At 60.0% G+C, this 23772-nt stretch carries 23 protein-coding genes (1 of these 23 running past the window's edge); 19 read left to right on the top strand and 4 right to left on the bottom strand.

Features of this window, described 5'->3' with window-relative positions; all coding sequences use genetic code 11:
- Both M1E04_RS00540 and M1E04_RS00535 read right to left on the bottom strand, forming a co-directional pair.
- Window positions 1-230, bottom strand: partial view of a CaiB/BaiF CoA transferase family protein gene (locus M1E04_RS00540; protein WP_369320015.1) — the beginning only. It extends 991 nt beyond the left edge of the window; 230 of the gene's 1221 nt are visible here — the first part of the coding sequence; its start codon is at window positions 228-230; its stop codon lies beyond the left edge, outside the window.
- A 10-nt stretch (window positions 231-240) separates the two neighbouring features.
- On the bottom strand, window positions 241-1422 hold the full coding sequence (locus M1E04_RS00535; protein ID WP_192130531.1) for an acyl-CoA dehydrogenase: 1182 nt from the start codon (window positions 1420-1422) through the stop codon (window positions 241-243).
- A 173-nt stretch (window positions 1423-1595) separates the two neighbouring features.
- Here M1E04_RS00535 and M1E04_RS00530 point away from each other — a divergent pair, with 173 nt between their 5' ends.
- The 10 genes from M1E04_RS00530 (at window position 1596) to M1E04_RS00485 (ending at window position 11452) form a co-directional block, all read left to right on the top strand.
- The gene (locus M1E04_RS00530; protein WP_410929788.1) at window positions 1596-2492 is read left to right on the top strand and encodes a LysR family transcriptional regulator; all 897 of its coding nucleotides are present in this window, start codon (window positions 1596-1598) and stop codon (window positions 2490-2492) included.
- Window positions 2493-2917: 425 nt separating this feature from the next.
- Window positions 2918-4039, top strand: coding sequence for a Re/Si-specific NAD(P)(+) transhydrogenase subunit alpha (locus M1E04_RS00525; protein ID WP_456292215.1), 1122 nt, complete (start codon window positions 2918-2920; stop codon window positions 4037-4039).
- 11 nt (window positions 4040-4050) lie between these two features.
- Entirely contained in the window at window positions 4051-4371 is a 321-nt protein-coding gene (locus M1E04_RS00520) for an NAD(P) transhydrogenase subunit alpha (RefSeq protein ID WP_065987890.1), read from the top strand.
- A complete protein-coding gene (locus M1E04_RS00515) occupies window positions 4371-5816 on the top strand; it encodes an NAD(P)(+) transhydrogenase (Re/Si-specific) subunit beta (protein WP_456292214.1) in 1446 nt (481 codons plus the stop codon). The genes M1E04_RS00520 and M1E04_RS00515 overlap by 1 nt, the downstream gene beginning before the upstream one ends.
- Before the next feature lie 186 nt (window positions 5817-6002).
- Window positions 6003-7496: an acetyl-CoA hydrolase/transferase family protein gene (locus M1E04_RS00510; protein ID WP_192130535.1), complete on the top strand. Its 1494-nt coding sequence runs from the start codon at window positions 6003-6005 to the stop codon at window positions 7494-7496.
- A 319-nt stretch (window positions 7497-7815) separates the two neighbouring features.
- Complete coding sequence (locus M1E04_RS00505) at window positions 7816-8031, top strand: DUF1127 domain-containing protein (RefSeq protein WP_093466716.1); 216 nt, start codon at window positions 7816-7818, stop codon at window positions 8029-8031.
- Between the two features lie 365 nt (window positions 8032-8396).
- A complete protein-coding gene (locus M1E04_RS00500) occupies window positions 8397-8714 on the top strand; it encodes a DUF2388 domain-containing protein (RefSeq protein ID WP_133774179.1) in 318 nt (105 codons plus the stop codon).
- Window positions 8715-8830: 116 nt separating this feature from the next.
- A complete protein-coding gene (locus tag M1E04_RS00495; protein ID WP_192130536.1) occupies window positions 8831-9136 on the top strand; it encodes a DUF2388 domain-containing protein in 306 nt (101 codons plus the stop codon).
- Between the two features lie 37 nt (window positions 9137-9173).
- Window positions 9174-9494, top strand: coding sequence for a DUF2388 domain-containing protein (locus M1E04_RS00490; RefSeq protein ID WP_065987895.1), 321 nt, complete (start codon window positions 9174-9176; stop codon window positions 9492-9494).
- On the top strand, window positions 9491-11452 hold the full coding sequence (locus M1E04_RS00485; protein ID WP_456292213.1) for a DUF7844 domain-containing protein: 1962 nt from the start codon (window positions 9491-9493) through the stop codon (window positions 11450-11452). The genes M1E04_RS00490 and M1E04_RS00485 overlap by 4 nt, the downstream gene beginning before the upstream one ends.
- Window positions 11453-11482: 30 nt before the next feature.
- Here M1E04_RS00485 and M1E04_RS00480 read toward each other — a convergent pair whose 3' ends face one another.
- Complete coding sequence (locus tag M1E04_RS00480; RefSeq protein WP_456292212.1) at window positions 11483-11884, bottom strand: GFA family protein; 402 nt, start codon at window positions 11882-11884, stop codon at window positions 11483-11485.
- A 321-nt stretch (window positions 11885-12205) separates the two neighbouring features.
- Here M1E04_RS00480 and M1E04_RS00475 point away from each other — a divergent pair, with 321 nt between their 5' ends.
- The 9 genes from M1E04_RS00475 to M1E04_RS00435 all read left to right on the top strand — a co-directional run bounded on the left by M1E04_RS00475 (window position 12206) and on the right by M1E04_RS00435 (window position 22537).
- Entirely contained in the window at window positions 12206-13513 is a 1308-nt protein-coding gene (locus M1E04_RS00475; protein ID WP_065987898.1) for a CitMHS family transporter, read from the top strand.
- A gap of 66 nt (window positions 13514-13579) precedes the next feature.
- Complete coding sequence (locus tag M1E04_RS00470; protein ID WP_065987900.1) at window positions 13580-14347, top strand: TerC family protein; 768 nt, start codon at window positions 13580-13582, stop codon at window positions 14345-14347.
- 260 nt (window positions 14348-14607) lie between these two features.
- Window positions 14608-16251, top strand: coding sequence for a Na/Pi cotransporter family protein (locus M1E04_RS00465; protein WP_065987902.1), 1644 nt, complete (start codon window positions 14608-14610; stop codon window positions 16249-16251).
- A gap of 67 nt (window positions 16252-16318) precedes the next feature.
- Window positions 16319-17701 carry a M16 family metallopeptidase gene (locus tag M1E04_RS00460; RefSeq protein WP_296307511.1) on the top strand — a complete coding sequence of 461 codons (1383 nt, stop codon included), beginning with the start codon at window positions 16319-16321 and terminating at the stop codon, window positions 17699-17701.
- 104 nt (window positions 17702-17805) lie between these two features.
- Complete coding sequence (locus M1E04_RS00455; RefSeq protein ID WP_410929780.1) at window positions 17806-18981, top strand: DUF5924 family protein; 1176 nt, start codon at window positions 17806-17808, stop codon at window positions 18979-18981.
- A 10-nt stretch (window positions 18982-18991) separates the two neighbouring features.
- Window positions 18992-20161, top strand: coding sequence for an MlaE family lipid ABC transporter permease subunit (locus M1E04_RS00450; protein ID WP_456292211.1), 1170 nt, complete (start codon window positions 18992-18994; stop codon window positions 20159-20161).
- The gene (locus tag M1E04_RS00445; RefSeq protein WP_065987911.1) at window positions 20158-20964 is read left to right on the top strand and encodes an ABC transporter ATP-binding protein; all 807 of its coding nucleotides are present in this window, start codon (window positions 20158-20160) and stop codon (window positions 20962-20964) included. Before M1E04_RS00450 ends, M1E04_RS00445 begins: the two co-directional genes overlap by 4 nt.
- A complete protein-coding gene (locus tag M1E04_RS00440; protein ID WP_369320030.1) occupies window positions 20964-21902 on the top strand; it encodes an MlaD family protein in 939 nt (312 codons plus the stop codon). Before M1E04_RS00445 ends, M1E04_RS00440 begins: the two co-directional genes overlap by 1 nt.
- The gene (locus M1E04_RS00435) at window positions 21899-22537 is read left to right on the top strand and encodes an ABC-type transport auxiliary lipoprotein family protein (RefSeq protein ID WP_456292210.1); all 639 of its coding nucleotides are present in this window, start codon (window positions 21899-21901) and stop codon (window positions 22535-22537) included. Before M1E04_RS00440 ends, M1E04_RS00435 begins: the two co-directional genes overlap by 4 nt.
- Here M1E04_RS00435 and M1E04_RS00430 read toward each other — a convergent pair.
- On the bottom strand, window positions 22510-23748 hold the full coding sequence (locus M1E04_RS00430; protein WP_065987917.1) for a nucleoside recognition domain-containing protein: 1239 nt from the start codon (window positions 23746-23748) through the stop codon (window positions 22510-22512). The genes M1E04_RS00435 and M1E04_RS00430 overlap by 28 nt on opposite strands.
- Between the last annotated feature and the right edge of the window lie 24 nt (window positions 23749-23772).

Genomic DNA, 23772 nt, shown 5'->3' with positions numbered 1-23772 from the left:
GTGACGGACTGTTTGTTACGGTTGGCAGACAGGTAGTAGGCAGCTTCGGACGTGTTTTCTCCGCGCGGATCCTTCAGAAAGGGCGGTCCCCAGGCGCGCGTGTCGTCGCCATTGCCCGGGCGCTCGACCTTGATCACCTCCGCACCCAGGTCAGCAAGAATCTGTCCTGCCCACGGGCCGGCGAGCACCCTAGACAAGTCCAGCACACGCAAATGCGATAAAGCGCCCATTGCAGGCTCCTTAATAGAAGGCCTGGATGCCGGTCTGCGCGCGCCCCAGGATGAGCGCATGGACATCATGAGTACCTTCGTAGGTATTGACCACTTCCAGGTTGACCAGATGCCTGGCGATACCGAACTCATCAGAAATGCCGTTGCCGCCCAGCATGTCACGGGCCATACGCGCGATGTCCAGCGACTTGCCGCAGGAGTTGCGTTTCATGATGGAGGTGATTTCCACGGCTGCGGTGCCCTCGTCCTTCATCCGGCCAAGACGCAGGCAGCCTTGAAGCGCCAACGTGATCTCGGTCTGCATGTCTGCGAGCTTTTTCTGAATCAGCTGATTAGCTGCGAGCGGACGGCCGAACTGTTGGCGGTCCAGCGTGTATTGACGCGCGGTGTGCCAGCAAAACTCGGCAGCCCCCAAGGCGCCCCAAGAGATGCCGTAGCGGGCGGAGTTCAGGCACGTGAAAGGCCCTTTTAGACCACGGACGTCCGGGAAGATGTTCTCTTCCGGCACGAACACGTTGTCCATCACGATCTCGCCGGTGATCGAAGCGCGAAGGCCGACTTTGCCGTGAATCGCTGGAGCAGTCAGGCCTTGCCAGCCTTTTTCCAATACGAAGCCGCGGATGTCCCCAGCGTCATCTTTGCCCCAGACAACGAACACGTCGGCGATCGGGCTATTGGTGATCCACATTTTGCTACCGGTCAGTCGATAGCCGCCTTCGACGGTCCGCGCGCGGGTGATCATCGCGCCCGGATCCGAACCATGATTGGGTTCGGTGAGGCCGAAGCAACCGATCCATTCACCGGAGGCGAGTTTTGGCAGGTACTTCTGTTTTTGCGCTTCAGTGCCGAATTCGTTGATAGGCACCATGACCAGGGAGGACTGCACGCTCATCATCGAGCGGTAGCCGGAATCAACGCGCTCGACCTCGCGAGCGATCAAGCCGTAACACACGTAGTTCAGACCGCTACCGCCGTACTGCTCCGGGATCGTGGCTCCGAGAAGACCTATCTCACCCATCTCGCGGAAGATCGCTGGATCTGTCTTTTCATGCCGGAAGGCCTCAAGCACACGCGGCGCCAGTTTGTCGCTGGCGAACTGCTCGGCGCTGTCGCGGACCATGCGCTCTTCTTCGGTGAGTTGCTGGTCCAGCAACAGGGGATCGATCCAACTGAAACTTGCCTTGCCGCTCATGATTCTCTCCTCACCCAATGCGCTTCCGGACCTGCCGGAAAAGTAATGGAGCGAGCCTAGGCCTGAACCCTTCAAAGGAGCAAACGACGATTTCGCATCATCTTGTGCTAATTTCTCACTCCGAAGCACACCAATTAGCAGTCTGTCCGCCCTTCCGTGTGAGGCAAAGGTACATGCGCCGTAAAATCCCTAGCACCGCTGCGTTGGTAAGCTTCGAGGCAGCGGCGCGGCACGAAAGCTTCACCAAGGCGGCCGAAGAGCTTTCGCTGACCCAGAGCGCGATCTGCCGACAGATCGCCAGCCTGGAAGAGTTCTTGAATGTCGGCCTGTTCCGGCGCTCGCGACGGGGCGTAAAGCTCACAGAGGCAGGCCTTTCCTACAGCCGACGCATTGCGACGCAACTCGATGCCGTTGAACGCGACACCCTGTCAGTGATGGGTCATCAGGGCGTCAATGTGATCGAACTCGCGGTGGTACCCACATTCGGCACGCAGTGGCTGCTGCCGCGCCTGAAGGATTTTCAGAAGAAACACCCTGACGTCACTATTAACCTGACCAACCGCACGCGCCCCTTTTTGTTCGCGGACACCGAATTCGACGCGGCGATCTATTTTGGGGATGCTGACTGGTCCGGTACCGAATCCCACAGACTGATGGGCGAAAACCCGATGCCAGTCTGCAGCCCCGTGCTGCTTGGAGGACGCCACAGCATCAGCGCTCAAGAACTGGCTGAGATGCCGCTGCTGCAACAGACCACTCGGCCGTACGCCTGGAGGCAATGGTTCAACTCGCTGGACATGGGCGTGGCCCGCGACATGACAGGCCCCCGTTACGAGCTATTCTCAATGCTCGCGCAGGCCGCCATGCACGACATGGGTGTGGCGCTCATCCCGCCGTTTCTTATTCAGCATGAACTGGCCGAGAAGCGCCTGGTGATTGCCAACCCGCACCATCTCTCGAGCACCAAGGCGTACTACTTGATGATTCCGGAGCGCAAAACGGAATCGGCGTCCCTGAAAGCGTTTCGCGACTGGCTGATTCAACAGGCCGACACTTACTCGCTGCCTTAAACGCTCATCTGCGTCTTGAAGATTTCATGTAGTGCTCACACCTCAAAACCTACAGATATCCTGATTTGTCGCATTTACTACACACCTCTCAGCTCAGACCCTAACGCCCCAATAGTCATACGAATAGAGCCCTCCAGCCTGTTTTTAGGTCATTTGATAACCTCGTCGTCGGAAGCTATCTGCGGACTCAAAATTCATAAAAGATCATTAGCATCAGACACTTGTGCGACTTAGTGCGTCAAACGGTCACAGGGTGACTTGTAGTACATTTTTCGTTCAGTTACAGAAACCCTTGAAGGCCTCTGACATCCCCTGCAAAATGCCGCGCCCGGCTGCTTTAACGGGCGTAGTGATCGCAATTCCAGCCCCCGGGCCCTAGCGCGCTGGCCTCATTAAAGACAATAAGATCACGCAGGAGATTTGACGTGCACATTGGAGTCCCCCTCGAAACCCAGCTTGGTGAAACCCGGGTCGCCGCCACTCCCGAGACCATCAAAAAGCTCATCGCCCAAGGCCACACAGTAACTGTTCAGAACGGCGCGGGCATTGCGGCGAGCGTGACCGACAGTGCCTATGAGGCAGCAGGCGCCTTGGTGGGCAGCGCCGCCGATGCATTCGGTGCCGAACTCATTCTCAAGGTCTGCGCTCCCAGCGACGCTGAACTCCCGCTGATCAAAAACGGCGCAGTAGTTGTCGGGATGCTCAATCCTTTCAATAACGACATGATCACCAGGCTGGCCGAGCGCGGGATCACCGCCTTTGCCCTCGAAGCGGCGCCACGCACCTCGCGCGCGCAAAGCCTCGACGTGCTGTCTTCCCAAGCCAACATTGCCGGCTATAAGGCTGTCCTGTTGGCAGCGCATCACTACCCACGCTTCATGCCCATGCTGATGACAGCGGCCGGTACGGTGAAAGCAGCGCGGGTGCTGATTCTCGGCGCGGGCGTTGCGGGGCTCCAGGCCATCGCCACTGCCAAACGTCTGGGTGCGGTCATTGAGGCTTCCGACGTACGTCCGGCCGTCAAGGAGCAGATCGAGTCGCTAGGGGCCAAGTTCGTCGACGTGCCGTACGAGACAGACGAAGAGCGCGAGGCTGCCGTGGGCGTCGGCGGTTACGCCCGCCCGATGCCGGCCAGTTGGATGCAGCGTCAGGCAGTGGCCGTGCATGAGCGCGCCAGGCAGGCGGACATCGTGATCACCACGGCGCTGATTCCCGGTCGCAAAGCGCCGGTGCTGTTGAGTGCTGAAACGGTCGCGCAGATGAAACCCGGCTCGGTGGTGATTGATCTGGCTGCAGCGCAGGGCGGCAACTGCCCGCTGACAGTGGCCGACCAAGTGGTAGTCGAGCACGGCGTAACCATCGTCGGCCACACGAACCTGCCTGCCATGGTCGCGGCGGATGCGTCTGCTCTGTATGCACGCAACCTGCTGGACTTCATGAAGCTGCTCTTCAACCAGGAAGGACAGTTCCAGATCAACCTCGAAGACGACATCGTTGCCGCGTGCCTTATGTGCCGCTATGGCCAAGTCATCCGCAAGAACGGCTGAGGATAAAAATAATGGAAGAGTTCATCTCACCCGGTATCTACAACCTGATCATTTTCGTGCTGGCCATTTATGTCGGCTACCACGTGGTCTGGAACGTGACGCCTGCGCTGCATACCCCGTTGATGGCGGTTACTAACGCTATCTCGGCCATCGTCATCGTCGGCGCCATGCTGGCCGCAGCGCTGACAGTAACGCCACTGGGCAAAACCATGGGCACGCTGGCCGTCGCGCTGGCCGCCGTTAACGTCTTCGGCGGTTTTCTGGTCACCCGGCGGATGCTGGAGATGTTCAAAAAGAAAGCGCCCAAGGCAAAAGACGAGGTAGCCAAGTAATGAGCATGAACCTCGTCACATTGCTGTACCTGGTCTCGGCCATCTGCTTCATCCAGGCGCTGAAGGGCTTGTCTCACCCGACCACGTCGCGTCGAGGCAACCTGTTCGGCATGCTCGGCATGGGGCTGGCTGTTCTCACCACGATCGGGCTGGTTTTCAAACTGGCCGCGTTGTCCACCGACGGTGCCAGCGCAGGCATCGGCTACATCCTTATCGGTCTGCTGGTCGGTGGCACTGCCGGTTCGATAATGGCCAAGCGCGTCGAGATGACCAAGATGCCGGAGCTGGTCGCCTTCATGCACAGCATGATTGGTCTGGCAGCCGTGTTCATTGCCATAGCTGCCGTGGTCGAGCCACAGTCGCTGGGCATCGTTCACCACCTGGGCGATCCGATTCCTGCGGGCAACCGCCTTGAGCTGTTTCTTGGCGCGGCAATCGGCGCGATCACTTTCTCGGGTTCGGTTATCGCCTTTGGCAAGTTGTCGGGCAAGTACAAGTTCCGCTTGTTCCAGGGCGCACCGGTGCAGTTTGCCGGTCAGCACAAGCTCAATCTGATTCTGGGTCTGGCGACGCTACTGTTCGGTATCACGTTCATGCTGACCGGCAGCCTGTTCGCGTTCAGCATCATGCTGATCCTGGCTTTCGTAATTGGCGTGCTGCTGATTATCCCGATTGGGGGCGCAGATATGCCTGTCGTGGTGTCAATGCTCAACAGTTACTCAGGCTGGGCAGCAGCGGGTATCGGCTTCTCGCTGAACAACTCGATGCTGATCATCGCCGGCTCGCTGGTTGGCTCCTCCGGCGCGATTCTGTCGTACATCATGTGCAAGGCGATGAACCGCTCGTTCTTCAACGTGATCGGTGGCGGCTTTGGTGGCGCAGCAGATACCGGTGCCGCGAGCGGCACCAAGGAAGCCCGCCCGGTCAAATCGGGATCGGCTGACGACGCGACCTTCCTGCTGACCAACGCTGATACCGTGATCATCGTGCCGGGCTACGGGCTGGCAGTCGCTCGAGCCCAACACGCGCTTAAAGAGCTGACCGAAAAGCTGACCCACGCGGGCGTCACGGTGAAGTACGCGATCCATCCGGTGGCCGGTCGGATGCCGGGGCACATGAACGTACTGCTGGCGGAGGCCGAGGTGCCTTACGATCAGGTGTTCGAGATGGAGGACATCAACTCCGAATTCGGTCAGGCGGATGTCGTCCTGGTGCTTGGCGCCAACGATGTGGTCAATCCGGCGGCCAAGAACGATCCAAAGTCGCCGATTGCCGGCATGCCGATCCTTGAGGCGTACAAGGCCAAGACCATCATCGTCAACAAGCGCTCCATGGCCAGCGGCTATGCAGGCCTGGATAACGAACTGTTCTATCTGGACAAAACCATGATGGTTTTTGGTGACGCCAAAAAGGTTATCGAGGACATGGTCAAAGCGATCGAATAACCGCTGCAAACCGCAATAAAACAACCCTCGGCGCAGGCAGTGGTCGAGGGTTTTTTACAGCCTGGGTAAAAGTGTTTCTCGCGCAGAGGCGCTAATTAGAGCCTTTATTGCGACCTTGGTAGCGGGACGAACAAGCTTCAACTCTCTAGACTTCGCTCACGCATCTTTGTCATGAGATCAAACAACATGCACCGTGAACGAATCCGTCTGCCCTCGCTGATGAGCAAGATAATGAGCGCGGCCGACGCCGCCTCCTTGATCAAGGACGGCATGACCGTCGGCATGAGCGGCTTCACCCGCGCCGGCGAAGCCAAGGCCGTGCCCCAGGCGCTGGCTGAACGCGCCAAGACAGTTCCGCTGAAGATCAGCCTGATGACGGGCGCCAGCCTGGGCAACGATCTGGACAAGCAACTCACCGAAGCCGGCGTGCTCTCCCGGCGCATGCCGTTTCAGGTCGACAGCACCCTGCGCAAGGCCATCAACGACGGCACCGTGATGTTCATCGACCAGCATCTGTCGGACACCGTCGAGCAGTTGCGCAATCGCCAGATCAAGGCCGTGGATATCGCCGTGATTGAATGTGTGGCGATCACCGAGGAAGGGCACCTGGTGCTCAGCACGTCCGTAGGCAACTCGGCGAGCTTCGCCATCCTTGCCGAACACGTGATCATCGAGATCAACCTCGCCCAGCCTCTGGAGCTCGAGGGACTGCATGACATCTATATACCCACTTACCGACCAACACGCCTGCCGATCCCGGTGCTGAAGACGGACACCCGAATCGGCAGCCAGGCCGTGAAGATCGATCCGGCCAAGATCGTGGGGATCGTGATCAGCAATCAACCGGACTCGCCGTCGACGGTATTGCCGGCAGACACCGACACTCAGGCTATCGCGGGCCACTTGGTCGAGTTTTTCAAGAACGAAGTGCGGCTGAACCGCCTGACCAATCAGCTGATGCCGCTGCAGGCCGGGGTAGGCACGATCGCCAATGCCGTCATGACAGGGCTGATCGATTCGCCCTTTCATGGCATGACCATGTATTCGGAAGTGCTGCAGGACTCAACGTTCGACCTGTTCGAGGCGGGCAAGCTGGATTTTGCTTCGGGCTGCTCCATGACGCTGTCGGAACGTAAGCATGCTGCGGTCTATGAAAACCTCGAGCAGTACAGATCCAGACTGTTATTGCGGCCTCAGGAAATCTCGAACCATCCAGAGGTTGTCCGCCGCTTGGGCATTATTGGTATCAACACCGCCCTGGAGTTCGACCTGTACGGCAACGTCAACTCCACACACGTGGGTGGCACGCGGATGATGAACGGGATCGGGGGTTCGGGGGATTTCGCGCGTAACGCCCATCTCGCCATTTTCGTGACCAAGTCCATCGCCAAAGCCGGGGCGATCTCAAGTGTGGTGCCTATGGTCAGCCATGTAGACCACACCGAGCACGACGTGGACATTCTGGTGACTGAGATCGGACTGGCAGACCTGCGCGGCCTGGCGCCCCGCGAACGCGCCCGGGTCATCATCGACAACTGTGTGCACCCGGCCTATCGCGAGGCGCTGAATGACTACTTCCGCCGCGCCTGCGCAATTGGCGGTCACACTCCGCACGTTCTGCGCGACGCACTCAGTTGGCACCTGAACCTGGAAGAAACCGGCCGCATGTTGGCGATCTGAACACACAGTTTCAACGTGGCGGCGACCTTTCGTCGTCACAGTTCGCGAACTGAACGCAAATCCGGCAAAAACTGTACTGCTGTACGGGTGATTTGGCTGATGTAAAACCGCAAATCATCCGTGCGAGTATCCAAAAAGCACACTTCTGGTGCAGACCCGTACAGTTGCCCCACTTCCGAACAAAACAGTGGTCTTTAACAGTTAACTGGAGCAGCACAATACAAATGAACTGTGTCTAGCGAGAGAAGGGCAATGAGAGGAATATTGTCACCAATCAAGTCACTCTCTAATCCCGCCACAAGCGGAAGGAAGAAGCATCATGGAACGCACCGTCAGTTCCGAACTGTTCTACGAAGACACCGCAAAAACCGCACAAGCCTCGTTGCCGCTGCGCATGTTCGCCAACCTGATGCTCTGGCAGCGTCGCCTGTCCAGCCGTCATCAGCTGGCTCGTCTGGATGCACGCTTGCTGGCTGACGCCGGTATCAGCGAATCCCAGCGTTACGAAGAGCTGAGCAAGCCGTTCTGGCGCTAATCTAGCGTCTGCTGGTCGCAGGCTACGTGCCTCTCACCAGCATCCTGAATTGTTCAAACAAAACCCGTCAGCAGGTTACTGCTGACGGGTTTTGTCGCTTCAGGCCGGGAGAAATAGCAAGGCAACCCCAACCAGTACAGTTTCCACAACCTTTTCAAAACACCCATACAGCCTAATAGTTACGGGCGATTTAGGCAGGTATTGGCTGTATCGCGGCAACTGGCATAAGGCCGGGATGGTTCGCGCGCCCGCTTATAAGCTAATCTTGCGCCACCTTGAGCACGCACTCGCGAGACAGCTATCGCTGAGCTTCCGATTTAAGCGTCAGTGGTTTTCGAATCCCGTTATTTTGGAGTGCCTACATGATGTCCCGCGTTCGTCTGTTAAGTGCCGCTTTCCTGATCGTTGCCGCCACTGGAGCCCAGGCTTCCAGTTTCGTGGTCACCACCGACACCATTGTCCGTGCGCTCGATGCTTCGTCCAATGCCACGTCAAAAATTTCCTCCTCCTTTCATGACGACAAGATCGTCCTGGCCGCCCGCGACGACGCTGCAAGCTTCGTTGCCAGCGAAGGCGAGATCCGTGGCGTGAAGCTTCAGGGCGCCTTGCAACACATCCGCGAGGTTGCACCGGGCCTGCAAGCGTCGGATGCGCAACTGGCGCAGGCGATTCTTGCCATCTGATTCAGTACCGCGACAGATTTATCCAGCCCACGCCCGGGCCTTTGCACTAGCTCTGGCCCGGGTGTTGCGCTAGCCTTGCAACCCATACCGCAGACCCCGAACAGCCCTGAATAGCCATGCATCCGTTGTCTCGCCCAGTGCTTGCCGTCATCGCCACCTTGAGTATTTCCACTCAGGTTCTGGCGTTTGACGTGACCACACAGAGCCTGGTCAAAACCGGATACGCCACCAGCCAGGTGACGACAGGGCCGTTCGATAGCAAGTTGATAATTGCCGCCCAGGATGATGCTGCAGTGTTTGTCGCCAGTGACGGCCAACTGCGAGGAGCACGACTGGAATCGGCGCTGGCGTACCTGCGTCAATCCCATCCAAAACTTCATGCAAGCGACCTTGAACTGGCGCAGGCAATCCTCGTCCAATAGTCACTTTTTTGTAACTTCCGTATTTTGGAGACGTTCCATGCGTACCCCGTTGATCGCTGCCGCCCTCGGCCTGCTCTTGCTGACTGACATGGCACAGGCGCAAACCCTCAAGGCCACCAGTAACATCGTCGTTCGCGCCCTCGGCCGCAGCATCGATTTCACCTCCGACACCACCTCATCCGTGCGCAACTGGAAACTCGTGCTTGAAGCCCGTGACGACGCCGCCAGCTACGTCGCCAGCAACGGTGATATCCATGGCGCACTGCTGGACGCAGCCTTCATGACATTGCGCGATCGTTTGCCTGAAGCGCGCAACGCCAGCGATCAGGACCTCGCCGAGGCCATCCTCGCACTGTGAAACACCTCGCTGTCTGGCTGCTGACGTCGGCGCTCACGCTGATCTGCACGAGCGCCTTCGCCGACCTCAGCCTGTCGCTGCATACCGACGGGCTCAGTCCTGCTCAACAAAAGGCCAGCCAGACATTGCTCGACGAAGCCATGGCGCACCTGCCGCCACTGTTTGTCAGCAAGCTTGATAGAAAGGTCGAAGTGCATTGGACCGACGACATGCCGTCCAATGCCTACGGTCGTGCAGACGGCCCTTACCGTCTGGACCTGAATCAGCACCTGCTCGCAGGCCTGACCGACGGCAGCGCTGCAACGACCCGAACCAACCGTCCTCATGGCACCGTGCGCGAAGAAATGCTCGCCACGGTGCTGCATGAGCTGACCCACATTTATGATCACGCGCAGCTCTGGTCCACTGAAGACCGCAAGCTGATTGTCGCGTGTACCCGGCAGGGCAAGAGCGTGGGCAAAGTCGGCCTGCGTGACAGTTGCCGGGGGCAGACCGACCGACGCTTCACGTTGAGTGATGATCCGCGCCTTCTGGATCTGGCGGGATGGCCGCAATACGTCGGCCGCCGCGGTGACAGGGAAGAGCGCAATGGCCAGGTCGCGCGCAGCCCCGACATCTACGAAATCAGCAGCCCGCTGGAATTCGTTGCGGTGAACATGGAGTATTTCCTCCTCGATCCCGCCTACGCCTGTCGCCGTCCGGCGCTGTACGACTATTACAAGGCTCGTTTCGACTGGGCGCCCGCGACGAAGGATCAGTGTCCGACGTCCTATCCTTACCTCAACGCCGGAAACGACTTCGCCCGACAGCCGTTGGGCAAGCTCGACCCCGAGCGGGTGTACGAAGTCGATTACCTGCTGGCCGAGGCCAACCAGAATCTGGCGAGCCGTTGGGGCCATAGCATGTTGCGGCTGGTGATCTGCAAGCCCGGTCGCCCGCGTGGCCCCGACTGCCGACTCGACCTTGATCAGCATTTGGTGCTGTCGTATCGCGCTTTTGTCAACGACCTGCAACTGTCCAGCTGGAGCGGCCTGACCGGCAAGTATCCGTCGCGCCTGTTTGTCCTGCCGCTGGGTCAGGTGATCGATGAGTACACCAAGACCGAACTGCGCGGCCTGGCCTCGGTCCCGCTGAAACTGTCCCGTGAAGAGATCAACGGTCTGGTTCAGCACGCTGCGGAGATGCACTGGGCCTATGACGGGGATTACTGGTTCCTGTCCAATAACTGCGCGGTGGAAAACCTGAAGTTGCTGCGCAGTGGCACTAACGATCCGCGGCTTGTCGGGCTGGACAGCATCATGCCCAACGGACTTCTGGAAGTGCTGAAGGGCAGGGGGCTGGCGGAGACCAGCGTGCTGGACGATCCCAAGAAAGCGCTGCGCATGGGCTACCGCTTCGACTCGTACCGCGACCGTTATCAGGCGATGTTCGATGTGCTGCGCAAGACCACCAGCGTCAAGCAAACCACAGTGGAAGACTGGCTGGCTCTGACACCGCAAGAGCGACGCCCTTACTTTGCGCAGGCCGATTTGCGCACCAGCGCTGCAATGTTGCTGTTGGAGCAGGCCGGGCTGCGTCGTCAATTATTGCTGGCGCAGGATGAGGTCAAGCAGCGATACCTCAGTGCCGTGGAGCAGAAGGACAACGGCGTGTCCAAAGCGACCGGCACGCTGCAGGATATTCTGGCCAACAGCGGATTTTTGAGTCGCCCCGCAGAATTGCTCGGCAGCGGCGGCTACGGTCTGCCGCAGGAAGGCGAGTGGGAGCGTCTGGAAAACGAGAGCAGCCAGCGGCAGAAACAGCTGCAACGGCTCAGCGGCGATCTAGACACAGAGGTGAGGGCGCTGCTTGATCCCGACCGCGCCGCCGAGATTGCAGCGACCGAAGACAACCTCAAGCAGGTCGGCGAGCACCTGCGGGCATTGCACAAGGCAGCGGGCGGGCTGGAGCTGCCTTGATCGTTGCGCAGCGGCACGGCCCGCAATGATTCAGGCAGTTTCCCCGGGCTCACCCGGCAAATGCTCGTCCAAGTGCAGCCAGGGCAGGCGGCCGTGGGTCCAGATGTGTCGATCGGCAGGCGTCAGCTCCGGATGATCAAGAGTCGCGATGGTCACGTCCATGGTCTCCGGACTGTTGCGGCTGAACAGTGCGATCTGCGCCCCACAGTTATTGCAGAAATACCTCACACACGTCGCACCTGAATCATAAGTAGTGGGACTGCCCGCCAGCCATTTGAAGGCTTCGACCGGCACGCTGGTCCACGTCATCACGATGCCGCCTGACGTGCGCCGACAAATCGAACAGTGGCAGTGGGCAACGTCATCCACGGGGCCATCGAGTTGGTAACGCAGATTGCCGCAATGGCATCCACCGGTATGCAATTCACTCATGAGCATTCTCCAGGTTATGTAGGGGTCTGACCGCATCCGAGGTCGATAACTCAAATTCCCGATCGTCAACTCGCGAAGTGCAGCGAAAGCTGGCTGAAAGCTTCCCCGTTTAGCATCACCTCACCGCCGGCGACAGACCGGTCGGCCAGGACGAACGCGCTTGACGTTCTCCGGCCCATCTACAACAACAATTAGGTGATTCCCGATGCTTGCATGTGCCCTGCAGTACCCCCTCCGTAATCCCCGACTCCACGCGCTGCTCGTTTTGAGCTGATCGATTCGTCTCGTCTGTTCCCCGCCGCGTAACGCTGGAGTATTGCTATGTTGACCTTCCTCGGCTTCGCCATGGTCGTCGCCTTCATGTACCTGATCATGAGCAAGCGCCTGTCAGCGCTGATTGCCTTGATCATCGTTCCTATCGTATTTGCCCTGTTCGGAGGCTTCGCCTCGGAAATCGGCCCAATGATGCTTGCGGGCATCACCAAGCTTGCGCCAACGGGCGTGATGCTGATGTTCGCCATCCTTTATTTCGCACTGATGATCGACTCCGGGCTGTTCGACCCGGCCGTGCGCAAGATCCTCAAGCTGGTGAAGGGCGACCCGGTAAAGGTGTCGGTCGGTACGGCGGTGCTGGCGCTGGTTGTCTCGCTGGACGGTGACGGCGCCACGACGTACATGATCTGCGTGGCCGCCATGTTGCCGCTGTACAGCCGTCTGGGCATGAGCCCGCGCATCATGGCCGGCTTGATCATTCTGGCCGGCGGCGTGATGAACATGACGCCATGGGGCGGCCCGACCGCGCGTGCGGCGAGCGCCCTGCATGTCGATCCATCCGACATCTTCGTGCCAATGATTCCGGCAATGCTGGCGGGCGTCGTGGCAATCCTGGTGATCGCCTACTTCTACGGCAAACGCGAGCGTGCGCGCCTGGGTGAACTGCACCTGCCCGGTGACGAAGTCGACCACAGCGACATCAGCGTTTCGCAGTTTCCCGAAGCCCGTCGTCCCAAGCTGATCTGGTTCAACGCTGCTCTGACGCTGGTATTGATGGTCGCGCTGATCATGGGCTTGCTGCCACTGCCGGTGCTATTCATGATCGCATTCAGTATCGCCATGATCGTCAACTACCCGTGCCTGCAAGCGCAGAAAGACCGCGTAGCGGCCCACGCCGGCAGCGTGCTGGCGGTGGTCGGACTGATTTTTGCTGCGGGGATCTTTACCGGTATCCTGTCCGGCACCGGAATGGTCGACGCGATGTCGAAGAGCCTGCTGGCAGTGATCCCGGACGCGATGGGCCCTTACCTGGCCGTGATCACTGCCGTTGTCAGCATGCCGTTCACCTTCTTCATGTCCAATGATGCGTTCTACTACGGCGTGCTGCCGGTCCTCGCCGAAGCTGCTTCGCATTACGGCATCAGCCCGGTGGAAATGGCACGTGCCTCGATCGTCGGCCAGCCCGTCCACCTGTTGAGTCCGCTGGTGCCGTCGACGTATCTGCTGGTGGCACTGGCGGGCATCGAGTTCGGTGATCACCAGCGCTTTACCCTCAAATGGGCCGTGCTGGTGTGCGTGTGCATTCTGATCGCTGCGCTGCTGATGGGGATTTTCCCGTTCTTCAGCAGTCTATAACGCAACTCAACGCTCCCTCTGGCGCCGCCGCGCCAGCGGGAATACGAACGCTTAAAGGAATACGTAATGGAATGGCTGACCAACCCTGAGATCTGGGTTGCTTTCTTCACGCTGACTGCCCTGGAAATCGTGCTGGGCATCGACAACATCATCATGATCTCGATCTTGGTCAGCCGCATGCCCAAGGCGATGCAGCCGCGCACCCGTATCTTCGGTCTGGCGCTGGCGATGGTGACGCGGATTCTGCTGCTGCTGTCGATCACCTGGGTCATGCGCCTCACCGACGACCTGTTCGTGGTATGGGGGCAGGGCATTTCCGGACGCGACCTGATCCTGTTCTTCGGTGGTCTGTTTCTGTTGTGGAAGAGCTCGCAGGAGATCTATCACGGCATGGAAGGCGAGGAAGAGTCGCTGGACGAGCCGAAAGGCAAGGGCGGCATGTTCCTGTACACCATCCTTCAGATTGCAATCATCGACATCGTATTCTCGCTGGATTCGGTCATCACCGCTGTCGGTATGGTGTCCCATGTACCGGTGATGGTCGCGGCGATCATCGTGGCGGTACTGATCATGATGCTGTGCGCGGGCGTCATCAGCGACTTCATCGAGAAGCACCCATCGCTGAAGATGCTGGCGCTGTCGTTCCTGATCGTCGTGGGTACCGTGCTGATTGCCGAGTCGTTCGATGTGCATGTGCCGAAGGGCTACGTCTACTTCGCCATGGCGTTCTCGCTGGCGGTCGAAGCGATCAACATCAAGATGCGCACGTCGATGGCGAAGAAGCGCAAGATGCAGGACCCGGTGAAACTTCACAAAGACGTGCCGGGTCAATAACGTCCGCCGCACAGACGTCAAAGCAACGGGGCTGTGAATGCCCCGTTTTTTATTGGCAAGGCGTGAAGGTGCTGCGTCCAAACACCTGATTTATTACAGATTTGTTTCAAGAAATAATCCGCTGTGCCATGCTGGCATTAAGGCCACAGGCCGACTAAAGCTTAGTTGAGCGCGCTGTTGATGCACCTCAAGCGCTTACGCTCGCTACACGCTGGACCTTTTAACTTTGCCCGATGGGCAACCTACAGGGGGCTCTCCATATGCTGACCCTGCTCGATTTGCTTTCCGCCGTCGCGCTATTGATCTGGGGCACACACATCGTTCGGACCGGCATTCTGCGCGTCTATGGCTCGCAGCTGCGCCGGGTCATTGGCCAGAACATGTCCAAACGCCCGCTGGCCTTTGTCGCGGGGATTTTGGTCACCGCCGTGGTGCAAAGCAGTAACGCCACTGCGATGCTGGTGACGTCCTTTGTCGGCCAGGGCTTGATGGGCCTGACGCCAGCGCTGGCCATTATGCTCGGTGCCGACGTCGGTACTGCGGTGATGTCGCGAATCCTGACATTCGACCTGTCGTGGCTGTCGCCACTGCTCATTTTTCTGGGCGTGGTCTTCTTTCTGTCGCGCAAACAAACCCGTGTGGGCCAACTGGGCCGTGTCGGCATCGGGCTGGGCCTGATCATTCTCGCCTTGCAGTTGATCGTCACTGCCGCCGCGCCGATTACCCAGGCCGCCGGGGTGAAAGTGCTTTTCGCGTCACTGACGGGCGACCTTCTGCTGGACGCACTGGTCGGGGCCATGTTCGCGCTGATCTCGTATTCAAGCCTTGCGGCGGTGCTGCTGACCGCGACGCTTGCAGGCGCGGAGATCATCAGCCTGCCGGTGGCAATCGGCCTGGTGATCGGCGCCAACATCGGCAGCGGCCTGTTGGCATTTCTCAGCACCAGCATGCAAAACGTGGCCGGCCGGCAAGTGGCGCTGGGCAGCCTGTTGTACAAGCTGATCGGCCTGTTGCTGATCACTCCGGTGTTGACCCCGCTGGTGGCCTGGATGGACACGCTGAACGTCAGCCCGTCGAGCCTGGTCATCAGCTTCCACGTGATTTACAACTCGCTGCGTTGCCTGATCATGCTGCCGACGGTAGGACCGATGGGGCGCCTGTGCGCGTCGATTCTGCCGCAGCAGGCCGAGATCAACGGTCAGACCAAGCCTCGCCATCTGGACCTGACCGCACTCGCCACGCCGAGCCTGGCGCTGGCCAATGCCGTGCGCGAAACCCTGCGCATGGGCGATCTGATCGACAGCATGCTCAATGCCATGCAAGAGGTGCTGCGTGGCAACCAGACGGCGGTCACTCAGGAAGTGCGTCGGCTCAACGATGATGTCGAGGTGCTCTACAACGCCATCAAGTTGTACCTGGCGCAGATGCCCCGCGACGACCTCAGCGATCAGGACAATCGCCGCTGGGCCGAGATCATCGAGCTTGCGATCAACCTGGAGCTGGCCAGCGGGCTGATCGAGCGCATGCTGCGCAAGGTCCAGCAGCAGAAGACGTCGCAGCGCCGGTCGTTTTCCGACGTCGGCCTGGAAGAACTGTCCGGGCTGCACGAGCAACTGATGGCAAATCTGCGTCTTGGCCTGTCGGTCTTCCTCAGCGGCGACCCGGAAAGCGCGCGCCAGTTGTTGCGCGAGAAACGTCGTTTCAGGGCACAGGAGCGGCGCCTGGCCCACGCCCATGTCAGCAGGCTGCAACGCAAGATCGTGCAGAGCATCGAGACCAGTTCCCTGCACCTGGAGCTGATTTCCGACATGAAACGCTTGAACTCGCTGTTCTGCAGCAGCGCCTACGCGGTCCTTGAAACCACTGACACAGGCGCCTTGTCCAGCGAGGGCAACGCGGATTAATCGTGGTGAACGCAGGGGCCGCTGCGAAGTCTGTTACACATACCGGCCCGCAAGGAAGCCCGTTTTTATGCGTTGCCTGCTGTTCGTTTGTCTGGTTCTGACATCCCTTTCTTCCATGGCCCTTGACCGGTTTCAGGTCGAGGGCTATGTGCTGCCCAACGGTTTGCAGTTGCTGCTAAAGCCTGCGGACAAAGGTCACGTCTCTATTCGTCTCGTTGTGGGTATTGGCTTCGATGACTTCAAATGCGAAGACAAAGAGTTGCCGCACTTGCTTGAGCATCTGCTTTTCAGCGGGATCGACAACAGCGGTGAGGGCGGCCTTGAGCAGCAGATGCAGGCACTGGGCGGCGAGTGGAACGCGTTCACCAGCAACACCGACACCACGTTTGTCATCGAGGCGCCGGCGCAAAACCAGCGCAAGGTGCTCGATCTTCTTCTCAATCTGCTGACCCACACGCAAATCAATCAGGCCAATCTGGACACTGCCAAGCGCATCGTCGCCCGTGAAGACGGTGGCCATTATTCGCATTTGCAACGCTGGCTGGACAAACGCGATCTGGGCCACAGCGCTAGCAGCCAGCTTGCCGTGGAGCTCGGCCTCAAATGCCCGGAGCGGGCCGAGGTTGATCACCTCACGCTGGAGCAAGTCGAGCATATCCACGACAACTGGTACGCCTCCAACAACATGACGCTGATCATCGTGGGCGAACTCGACAAGTTGCTGCCGGCGTATCTGGAACGCACCTTCGGCCAGCTTAATGCGGTCGATCCAACCGAACATCCGCCGCTTCGCTCGATGACCGAAAAGGCCGAGCCTGAGCGGACGCTGATCCGCGGCGCGTTGGGCGATGGCGCGAAGCTGCATCTGCTGTTCCCCGAGCCGGACATGGGCGAGCAGCACGATGAAACCTGGGATCTGGTGAAGGCTTATCTGGACTGGGCGCTGTACAGCGAACTGCGTCTGGACAAGGGTTATTCCTACGGTCCATGGGCTGATCGCGAAGCGTTCGGGGATACCGGTTTTCTCAGCCTCAACGCCGACCTGAACCGCGAAGACGTCGATTCGGCCACCGCCGCCGTGCGTTCGATGCTCCAGCGGCTGCGCAAGGAAGGCATGGACCCGGCGACCTTTGCGCGGCTGCAGCAGGCATCCATTGCCAGGCAGGCCTGGGCGGTTCAGGGCAATAGCGCGCTGGCCGACTACTACTGGGGTGCGTTGAATGATTACGACGATGGTCGTTTCCAGGACCCGGCCAGGCGGACCCGTGGTGTAAGCCTGGATCTGGCCAATCAGGCGATGCGTCAACTGCTGGCGCAACCCGGGTATCTTCGCGTTGAAGAGCCACTGCTCAGCTACGATGAGCTGTACGCTGTCGGATGCCTGCTGACAGCGCTGGTGGCGCTGCTGATTCTTTGGCGGTGGCGGGTTTACAAGAAGCGGCCTTTATAAGCGAGGCGCGTGGCGTTAAAAATTTCGTCGCGGTGGGCGCCGTCCAATTTTGGTTATTTTTATTCACCCAGATCCAGACCCATACCTAAGAGCGACGCGCCACGATGCCGGACATTAACGCAATCATTCACCACTCGCTGGTCCAGCGCGTGCTGGAGTTCATCAAGCGCTACCCCGGGCTGATTGCGTTCTTCGGGTTCTGTTCAGGCATTGGCAGCTTCATTCTGGTGGATCGACAGGCGAAGCTGGCCACATGGATTGCGGTCATTCTGCTGGTGAGCTGGATCTGGCTGATGGTGGAAAACAGCGCCGTCGCCCTGTTCGCGAAGATGTTCAAGCGAGAGATACCGCAGCCGCTGTTGCGCTACGCCACCCAGATGATCCACCAGGAAAGCCTGTTTTTCGTGCTGCCGTTCTTTTTCGTGACGACCACGTGGTACAGCGGACAGCTGGCGTTCACGGGGCTGCTCGGGGCTGCAGGACTGATTTCGATCATCGACCCGCTGTACTACAAATGGCTGGCCCCGCGCCGCTGGGCGTTCATGGCGCTGCATACCCTGACGCTGTTTGCCGCATTGCTCACGGCGCTGCCGATCATCGTTCACCTGACCACCGCCGAGAGCTACAAACTGGCGCTGGGCATTGCGATGCTGCTGTCGTTCCCGAGCCTGGCGTCGGGTTATCCGATCAACAGCTGGAAACGCGGCGTTGGCCTGGTGGCGATGACGCTGGCGATCGGAGGGGTAGGCTGGATGGCACGATTCTGGGTACCGCCGGCGACGCTCTGGCTGACCGAGGCGGCGATCAGCACGCGCTTCGATAACCAGAATCGGACCCCCGGCGAGAGTATTCAGGAAATCGGCGTCAACCAGCTGCGCAGTGCCGGTCTCTACGCCTACACATCGATCAACGCCCCGCGCGGCCTGAACGAGCGGATTTATCACGTGTGGCGCCACAACGGCGAGGAAGTGGAGCGTATTGCTCTAGACATCAAGGGCGGCCGTGAGGAAGGTTATCGGGCCTGGACGCACAAGCAGAATTTCCCGCCGGACGTGCTCGGCAAATGGCAGGTGAGGGTGCTCACTGAGGACGGGCAGATGATCGGTGTGCTGCGCTTTGACGTCACTGAGCGCGACCAGCCGGCCGTCACTCGCAACAAGATCAAGCCCGCAGGCCTGAAGCCAGGCACCGACGCTGCGGCTCCGGATGACTCGGACGCGAAAAAACCCGCGGACAGCGCGCCAGCCGAGAGCCCGTCTGCCCCGGCCAACACCAACTAAGCTCGTCGCTATGACCCCACTGACCACGCAGGCTTCCTCCGCGCCCAAGGATCCAGGGCGCGTGTTGATGGACACTTCGAGCAATCCGGCTCAGTTGCGGATCGCCGGAGACTGGACGCTCGCGCATTACCGCGAACTCAAGCGCCAGACCGACGCATTAAGCGCCGGATTCGGCCCAACCACCCTCGTGGACATGGATGAGCTCGGCGCGCTAGACACCGCTGGCGCGTCGTTGCTGGTAGAGCTGCTCGGCGTGCAGCGCCTGCGTTTGCTGGCCGTGCAAGCGCCCAACCTGCCGGAATCCAGCCGCGCGCTGATGCAGACCATCCAGAGCGCACTGGCTGACTACTGCCAGCCCGTCCGAGAGCCCGAAGCGGCCGTGGGCATGCAGCTGCTGGCGCGAATTGGCGCGGCGGTGGAGGTGATCTGGAAGGATACGCTGCAACTGCTCGGCTTCATCGGGCTCATCCTGCAGACCTTCGCTTCTACGCTGTTTCGCCCTCGGCGCTGGCGCACCACATCCGTTATCGCCCACATCGAGCAAATCGGTCTGGACGCAGCACCCATTGTGGCGCTGCTGACGTTCATGGTTGGCGCCGTGGTGGCCTTTCTCGGCGCCACGGTGCTAAAGGCTTTTGGCGCGACGATTTTCACCGTTGACCTGATCGGCTTCTCATTCCTGCGGGAATTCGCCGTGTTGCTGACCGCCATCCTGCTCGCCGGTCGTACGGCCAGCGCATTCACCGCGCAGATCGGCTCGATGAAAGCCAACGAGGAGCTGGATGCGCTGCAAACCCTGGGGCTGAGTCCTACAGAACTGCTGGTGCTGCCCCGCGTGCTTGCGTTGCTTATCTCACTGCCCATGCTGACCTTTCTCGCGATGATCTGCGGCATTGTTGGTGGTGGCGTGGTCTGCGCTCTGTCGCTGGGCATCTCGCCAGCGATGTTTTTGTCGCTGATGCAGGCCGATATCGGCGTGCAGCACTTCCTCGTGGGTATCGCCAAAGCGCCGATATTTGCGTTCTTCATCGCCGCCATTGGGTGCCTGGAAGGCTTCAAGGTCGAGGGCAGCGCCGAATCGGTCGGGGCTCACACGACCTCGAGCGTGGTGCAGTCCATTTTCGTGGTCATCGTGCTGGACGCCTTAATCGCGATGTTCTGCATGGAGATTGGCTGGTGACCCGCCGCTGCGTACAACCCGTCGAGACGGTGATTGAGGTTCGCGGCCTGAGCAATCGCTTCGGCCCGCAAGTGGTGCACGAGAACCTCGATCTGGATCTGTATCGCGGAGAGATCCTTGGCGTGGTGGGCGGCTCCGGCGCCGGCAAGTCGGTGTTACTGCGCAGCATTGTCGGGCTGCAAAGGCCTGCCGCAGGAAGCGTCCGTGTGCTGGGTCAGGATTTGCTGAATCTGCCCGACAACGCGCGCTCACAGGTTGAACGACGTTTCGGTGTCCTGTTCCAGAAAGGCGCGCTGTTCTCTTCGCTGACCATTACGGAGAACGTCGCGCTGCCGCTCATCGAACACGCCGGGCTGAGCCGGGAGGAAGCCGAGCATCTGGCCGGGATCAAAATGGCGCTGGCCGGACTGCCGCTGTCAGCGGCTCATAAATACCCCGCGTCGCTCTCCGGTGGCATGATCAAGCGCGCGGCGCTGGCGCGAGCACTGGCGCTGGATCCGGACATTCTGTTTCTGGACGAACCCACTGCCGGGCTCGATCCGATCGGCGCCGGCGCGTTTGACCAGTTGATCCTGACGCTGCGCGACGCCTTGGGACTGAGCGTGTTCATGGTCACCCACGACCTCGACACGCTTTATACAATCACCGACCGCGTCGCCGTGCTGGCGCAGAAGCGTGTACTGGTCGCGGACAGCATCGACAGGGTGTCTGCGACCAAAGACCCGTGGATTCACGAATACTTCCATGGCCCGCGCGGCCGCTCGGCCTATTCAGCGGCCACTTACCCACACGAGGTCTCATGATGGAAACCCGCGCCCATCACGTTCTGATCGGTCTGTTCACGGTCATCGTGGTCGCCGCCGCACTGCTGTTCGGTCTGTGGCTGGCGAAATCCAGCGTCGACTCGGCCTTCAAGGACTATCAGGTTGTCTTCAACGAGGCGGTGACCGGTTTGTCTCGCGGCAGTCCGGTGCAGTACAGCGGTATCAAGGTCGGTGACGTCGTGCAGTTGCGCCTCGATCCCCAGGACCCGCGCCGGGTGCTGGCACAGATCCGTGTTGCCGGGGAAACCCCGATCAAGCGTGACACCTACGCAAAACTGGCACTGGCCGGCATCACCGGTACATCGCTCATCCAGCTCAGCGGTGGCACACCGCAAAGCGAGGCGTTGAAAGGCGAGGGCGGCAACCTGCCAGTGATCATCGCCTCGCCGTCGCCCATCTCCCGCCTGTTGAACGACAGCGACGACTTGCTCAGCGGCACCAACACATTGCTGCATAACGCCAACGCGATGTTTTCTTCGAATAACGTGGAGACGCTGTCGCGCACGTTGCAGCATCTGGAGCAAACCACTGGAGCGATCTCCGATCAGCGCGACGACATTCGTCAGGCCTTAAAGCAGATGACGCTCCTGAGCAAGCAGGCCGGCGCGACCCTGGAGCAAACCTCTACGCTGATGCGCAACGCCAACCAGCTGCTGACCAGCGATGGCAGGCAAACCATCGCCAGCGCACAAGAGGCGATGAAGTCCCTCGAACAGAGCAGCAATACCATCAATGTGTTGCTCAAGAACAACCAGAATTCGGTGAACGAGGGGCTGCAAGGGCTGGGCGAACTGGGCCCGGCAATCCGCGAGCTGCGTGAGACCCTCAGCTCACTGAAAACCATCTCGCGCAGCCTGAATGCCAACCCGAGCGGCTACTTGCTGGGCAACGAGAAGAATAAGGAGTTCGAGCCATGAGGCGTGTCGGTCAATCCATTACTCGGCTGTTGTTGGCGGCAACGCTGTTGTCGCTCGGCGCCTGCTCGATCCTCCCCGAGCAAGCGCCTTCAGACGTCTACCGGTTGCCAACGGCATTGCCTGCGAGCAAAGGGACGTCGCCCGTGTCGTGGTCCTTGCGGGTGGTACGGCCCAAGTCCAGCGAGACACTGGACAGCCCGCGCATCGCCGTCATCCCCCAGGGCAATGTGATCAGCAGCTACAAGGGCGCGCGCTGGAGTGATCCGGCGCCGGTCCTGCTGCGCAACCGTCTGACCGATGCTTTCTATCGCGATGGGCGAGTGCAGTCGATCAGCACTGATGACAGCAATCTGCAGGCTGATTATGAATTGGGCGCGGAGTTGCAGGCGTTCCAGAGCGAGTATCGGGGAACCGCCATTGAAGTGGTGATCCGCCTTGATGCGCGGCTGGTCGACGATCGCCAGCGGATTGTGGCGAGTCGGCGCTTTGAAGTGCATCAGCCGGTGGCCGACAAGCAGGTGCCGGCGGTGGTCTCGGCGTTCGGCCAGGCCAGCGATACCCTGGCCGCCCAAGTGTTGCAGTGGACCGTTGAGCAGGGCGAGAGGCGTTACACCGCCGAGCCGAAGAACCAATAGCAGACGGCAATCGCAGCGACCACACCGGCGAATTCGGCCAGCAGCGCGCAGCCCACTGCGTGTCGCGCGCGCTGGATGCCCACGGCACCGAAATACACCGCCAGTACATAGAACGTGGTTTCGGTGCTGCCTTGAATGGTCGCCGCAACGAGGGCCGGGAAGCTGTCGACGCCTTGGGTTTTCATGGTCTCGATCAGCATCGCCCGCGCCGCGCTGCCGGAAAACGGCTTGACCAGTGCAGTCGGCAGGGCATCGACGAAACGGGTGTCCATGCCCATCCATTGAATGCCGTGACGAATCCCCTCAAGAATCAGATCCAGCGCGCCTGATGCTCGCAGTACCCCAACAGCGCAGAGCATCGCGACCAGATAGGGCAGCAGGTTCTTGGCGACGTCGAAGCCTTCCTTCGCGCCCTCAACGAAGGTTTCGTACACCTTCACCTTGCGAAGCGCGCCAACCACCAGGAACAGCATGATGATGCCGAACAGCGTTACGTTGCCCAGCACCGACGACAGGCTCGACAGCGCAGCGGCAGACAACCCGGCCAGTACGGCCATGAAGCCGCCCAGCAGCAACGCGCCGGGGATCAGGTAGGCGAGCACCACCGGGTCCCACAACTTGAGGCGCTGCATGAACGCCACTGACAGCAGACCGACCAGCGTCGAGGCGCTGGTGGCGAGCAGGATCGGCAAGAACACCATGGTGGGGTCAGCCGCGCCTTGCTGGGCGCGGTACATGAAGATGGTCACGGGCAGCAGCGTCAGCGAAGAGGCGTTGAGCACCAGAAAAAGGATCTGCGCATTGCTGGCGATGGTCTTGCTGGGATTGAGCTCTTGCAGCGAGCGCATGGCCTTGAGGCCGATGGGCGTGGCGGCGTTGTCCAGACCCAGCGCGTTGGCGGCGAAGTTGAGGGTGATCAGGCCCAGCGCCGGGTGGCCGCGCGGCACTTCGGGCATCAGGCGATGAAACAGCGGCGCCAGGACCTTGCCCAGCCAGTCGACGATCCCGGCCTTTTCGGCGATGTTGAGAAAGCCCAGCCACAGGGTCAGGGTGCCGAACAACAGCACCATGACTTCCACCGACAACTTGGCCATGGCGAAGATGCTCTCGACCATGGCGGCAAAAACGCCGGCATTGCCCCCGACCAGCCATTGCGCCAGCGCAGATATCGCCGCGACCACGAAAAACCCAAGCCATAGGCCGTTCAGCATACAAATCCCCTCGCAAGATGCGGC

The organism is Pseudomonas sp. AK106, assembly GCF_053903055.1.
Note: the sequence above shows the minus strand (reverse complement) of the source record. Positions and strands in the feature narration are given on the sequence as shown.